The 4,614-nt window shown below is 70.8% G+C and carries 3 protein-coding genes and 1 pseudogene; 1 reads left to right on the forward strand and 3 read right to left on the reverse strand.

Annotation, left to right across the window (positions count from 1 at the left end; genetic code table 11):
- Positions 1–176: 176 nt before the first annotated feature.
- The 3 genes and pseudogenes from ABT247_RS31910 to ABT247_RS31920 form a co-directional block, all read right to left on the reverse strand.
- Positions 177–986, reverse strand: a pseudogene (locus ABT247_RS31910) (ATP-binding cassette domain-containing protein); the annotation flags it as partial.
- 23 nt (positions 987–1,009) lie between these two features.
- Positions 1,010–2,056, reverse strand: coding sequence for an ABC transporter permease (locus tag ABT247_RS31915; protein ID WP_350749730.1), 1,047 nt, complete (start codon positions 2,054–2,056; stop codon positions 1,010–1,012).
- A complete protein-coding gene (locus ABT247_RS31920) occupies positions 2,053–3,072 on the reverse strand; it encodes a substrate-binding domain-containing protein (protein ID WP_350749732.1) in 1,020 nt (339 codons plus the stop codon). The genes ABT247_RS31915 and ABT247_RS31920 overlap by 4 nt, the downstream gene beginning before the upstream one ends.
- Positions 3,073–3,382: 310 nt before the next feature.
- Between ABT247_RS31920 and ABT247_RS31925 the strand changes: the two genes are divergently transcribed.
- A complete protein-coding gene (locus ABT247_RS31925; protein ID WP_350749734.1) occupies positions 3,383–4,513 on the forward strand; it encodes an alpha/beta hydrolase in 1,131 nt (376 codons plus the stop codon).
- The last annotated feature ends 101 nt before the right edge of the window (positions 4,514–4,614 follow it).

Consider the following 4,614-nt stretch of genomic DNA (forward strand, 5'->3'; position numbering starts at 1 on the left):
GACGCCGTAGCCGGCCGAGGAGAGGTAGAAGGGCTGGGAGTTGTTGAAGCCGCCCTCGTTCCAGTTGAAGTCGTTGGCGGTGGTGCACGCCGAGCCGGCCGGTCTGCCGCCGCTGGAGGGCGAGGTGGTCTGGGCGGACGGCGAGCGCTTCGAGGTCCGCTCCGCCGACGCGCTGTAGCCGCCGGTCGGGCCAGTTCGTGCGAGAGCTCGGCGAGGTCGGATCCGCCCGCCATCTCGGTGGTGAGCTGCTCCAGGCCGATCTCCTCGCGCGGGTGGCTGCCCGCCATCCGCCCCCGCTTGAGCAGGGTGAAGTGGTCCCCGACCAGGTAGGCGTGGTGCGGGTTGTGGGTGATCAGGATGACCCCGAGCCCGGCGTCGCGGGCCGCGGTGACGTACTTGAGCACCACCCCGGACTGCTTGACGCCGAGCGCCGCGGTCGGCTCGTCCAGGATGAGCACCCTGGCGCCGAAGTGCACGGCGCGGGCGATCGCCACGCACTGGCGCTGGCCGCCGGAGAGGGTGCCGATCGGCCGGTCGACGTCGTGCAGGTCGATGCCCATCTCGGCGAGCGCCCGGCGGGTGGTGGCCCGCATGCCGTCGGCGTCCAGGCGCAGCCCGCCCCAGCGGCGCATGCCCTGCTCGGAGCCGAGGAAGAAGTTGCGCCAGACGGGCATCAGCGGGACGACGGCGAGGTCCTGGTAGACGGTGGCGATCCCGCGGTCCAGGGCCTGCCGCGGGGACTGGAGGCGGACTTCCTCGCCCCCGATGGTGTAGCTGCCCTCGTCGTGCTGGTGCAGCCCGGAGATGATCTTGATCAGGGTGGACTTGCCGGCCCCGTTGTCGCCCAGCACGCAGCTGATCTCGCCGGCCCGCAGGGTCAGCGAGACGTCCTGCAGCGCGCGGACCGTCCCGTACGTCTTGCCGACGCCTTCGAGCGCCAGGAGCGCCCCGTCCGCCGGTTCCGTGCCCGTCGTTCCCGTGTTCACCGCTCCCGTGTCCGGTCCCGTGTTCACCGCGGCCCCCGTTCCGCCCGGCGCTTGACGTAGGCGTTGAGCAGCGCGGCCAGCAGCAGCATCGCGCCCAGGAAGAACTTGAACCAGTCGGGGTTCCACTGGGCGTAGATGATGCCCTTGCTGGCCATGCCGAAGATCAGCGCGCCGAGCGCGGAGCCGACCACCGAGCCGTAGCCGCCGGTGATCAGGCAGCCGCCGATGACGGCCGCGACGATGTAGATCAGCTCGTTGCCGACGCCCTCACCGGACTGCACGGTGTCGAAGGAGAACAGCAGGTGCTGCCCGAGCACCCAGGCGCCGAAGCCGACGCCGAGGTAGAGCGCGGTCTTGGTCCGCGCCACCGGGACGCCGACCGCCCGGGCGGCCGCCGCGTCGCCGCCGACGGCGAAGATCCAGTTGCCGAAGCGGGTGCGCAGCAGCACCCAGCTGCCGACCACCAGCAGGCCCAGCCACCACCAGACGGTGGCCTTGACCGTCAGTCCGCCGATGTTCACCTCCGAGGCGAACAGCCAGCGGCAGGACGCGTAGCCCTGCATGTCGGCGATCGACTTGGTGGAGACCGTCCCGGAGATCGCCTTGGTGACGCCCAGGTTGGCACCGGTCAGCATCAGGAAGGTGCCCAGGGTGACGATGAAGCTGGGCAGCTTGGTGCGGCCGAGCATCCAGCCGTTGAACCAGCCGATCGCCAGCGCGGTCGCCAGCGAGACCAGCACGCCGACCCACGTGACGGCGGTGAACTGGTACGAGACCATCGAGGAGGTCAGCGCCGCGGTGGTGACCAGCACGCCGGCCGACAGGTCGAACTCGCCGCCGATCATCAGCAGCGAGACCGGCACCGCCATGATCCCGATGGTGGACGCCGCGTAGAGCACGGTGCCCAGCGAGGAGACCCGCAGGAAGGGCTCGGCGACGGCGGCGAAGACCGCGAAGACCGCGACGGCGGCGATCAGCGAGCCGAGCTCCGGGCGGGCGAGCAGCCGCCGCAGCGGCGCCGGGCGGTCCTGGAGCAGGCCGTCCCCGGCGAGGAGGTCGGGGGTGCTCACCTGGTCCCCCTCGCGACGTACTCGGCGAGCGCGTCGGCGTCGTCCTTGGTCAGGATCTGCGGGCCGGTCGCGACCGGCTTGCCGCCGCCCAGCATGTCCAGGTTGGACTTGTACAGCCAGAGCAGGTCGACGCCCTCGTAGCCCTGGAGGTAGGGCTGCTGGTCGACGGCGAAGCCGACGCTGCCGGACTTGAGGCCGGCCACCACCTGCTGGCCGAGGTCGAAGGTGTCCACCTCGACGTTGCGGTGGACGTCCTGGACGGCCTGGAGCCCGGTGGCGGCCATCGGACCGGAGAGGGTGAGGACGGTGTCGATGCCCGGGTCGGACTGCAGCTTGGCGGAGATCGCGGCCCGGGCGTCGGGCATGTCGACGCCGTTGACGTAGAGCACCTGGAACGCGGCGCCGGACTTGGACTGCGCGCCGGAGCAGCGCTGCTCCTGGCCGACGTTGCCCTGCTCGTGGATCACGCAGAGGACGTTCTTGCGGCTGCGGGAGGCCAGCTCCGCGCCGGCGGCCTGCCCGGCCGTGGCCTCGTCCTGGCCGATGTGGGTGAGCGCGCCGAACCTGGCGGAGAACTCCTGGCCGGAGTTGACGGTGATGACCGGGATGCCGGCCGCCTCGGCCTTGCGGAGGACGTCGGCCATGGCGTCGCCCTTGGCGAGGGTGACCAGCAGGCCGTCCACCTTCTGGTCGATGGCCGCCTGGACGAGCTGGACCTGGTTCTGGGTCTGCGCGTCGTTGGAGTACAGGAAGGTGATGTTGTCCTTGGCGGCGGCCTGCTCGGCACCCTTGCGCACGCTGTCCCAGAAGGCGTCGCCGGCGCCCGCGTGGGTCACCATGGCGACCTTCCAGCGCGGGGTGGTGACGGCGCTGCCACCGGCGGCCGCGGCCTTGGCGCGGGCCTCCTCGGCGCGTCTGCCTCCGGTACTGCTGCAACCGGCCGCGGTGACCGCGAGGGCCAGGACGGCGCACACGGGCCAGAAGCGGCGGGACGGGCGAAAGCGGGTTGTGCTCATCCCCATAGTCTCTCTGGCCCGGCCGCGCGGTCTCGCACCGCCTCGCCCAGCGGCGCGGGCGGCGCGGGTTGTAAGGTGCCCGGGGGGACCTTCCTGGTAGTTCGCTGAACATCTGGTCCGGACCACAGCCGTCCGAGTGGCAGACTAAGCGCCGATCCGAAGCTGGAGCATCACCGCAACGTGATGTTCCTCTCAGGTTCCGCACAGATTCGGACGGCAACCGATCACCGGTTCCCAGCCGTCTGATGACATTGACGTGCGTCCGGGCGAGTGGGGCCCGGGCGGCGAGCGATCCGGATACGAGAACTTGATGGAACTGACAGGTACGCCATTCTTCATCCTCACCGTCATCCTGGTGCCGGTGTCCATCGCAGTGGCGTTGCTGTTCTGGGGGAAGGTGCGGGGCCCCCAGCCGGTGCGGGTGCTCCTCCGACTCGTCATGATCATGTTCTGCCAGGTCACGGCCGTCCTGATGGTCTTCGTCATGGTGAACAACGCCAACCTGATCTACGGCAACTGGGACGACCTGCTCGGCACCGGAAACCACGTCCGCGCGGTGCCCTCGGTGCCGCCGGCGGACGCGGGCGGCCGGAACGGCCAGTCCGGGGACGGCGGCAAGCAGCCGCCGAAGGTGCTGCAGAAGTTCGGCGGCGTGAACGACCCGGCGGTGCCCGGTGACGTTCAGAAGACCGAGCTGAAGGGCCAGGTCTCCGGCGTCGACGGCGAGGTGCTGGTCTGGCTGCCGCCGCAGTACAACGACCCGGCGTTCAAGGACAAGAAGTTCCCGGTCGTCGAGTTGATCCCGGGCTACCCCGGCTCCTCCTCCACCTGGTACGGCACCCTCAAGGTGTCCGAGCAGCTCAAGCCGCTGATGCAGCAGGGCAAGGTCGCCCCGTTCATCCTGGTCTCGCCCCGCACCGTGCTGCTGGGCAACCACCAGGACGCCGGCTGCACCGACATCCCCGGCAAGGTCAACGCCGACGCCTGGATCACCCGCGACGTCCCGCAGATGGTGATGGACAACTTCCGCGCGGACCCGTCCTCGGACCGCTGGGCGATCGCCGGGTACTCGGCCGGCGCCCACTGCGCCGCCAAGCTGGCACTGGCCCACCCCAACCGCTACCGGGCCGGCATCGCGATGTCCGGCTACAACGACCCGGCGACCGAGGGGGACTCGCTGGTCGGCAAGGACCCGAAGCTGCGCGAGGCCAACAACCCGGTCAACATCCTCAAGACCGCCCAGCAGCCGCCGAAGGTCGCCCTGCTGGTCAGCGGCGCCAAGGGCGACGGCTACGAGGACGGCCAGGCGATCGCCGCCGCGGCCAAGGACCCGACCAAGGTGCAGGTCGAGGAGAGCACCGGGCCGCACACCACCGAGATGTGGAAGAAGATGGTCCCGAGCGCCTTCGAGTGGCTGACCACGATCATCCCGGTGCAGTGACCTGAGGCACGACCAGGGGCCCGCCGCGAGCGATCGCGGCGGGCCCCCGTCGGTGTCCCCCCGGGCCACCCCGACCCCCCGGCGACCGGGCGACCGGCGCC

Source organism: Kitasatospora sp. NPDC001539 (assembly GCF_040298565.1).
In the GTDB taxonomy this organism is placed as follows: domain Bacteria; phylum Actinomycetota; class Actinomycetes; order Streptomycetales; family Streptomycetaceae; genus Kitasatospora.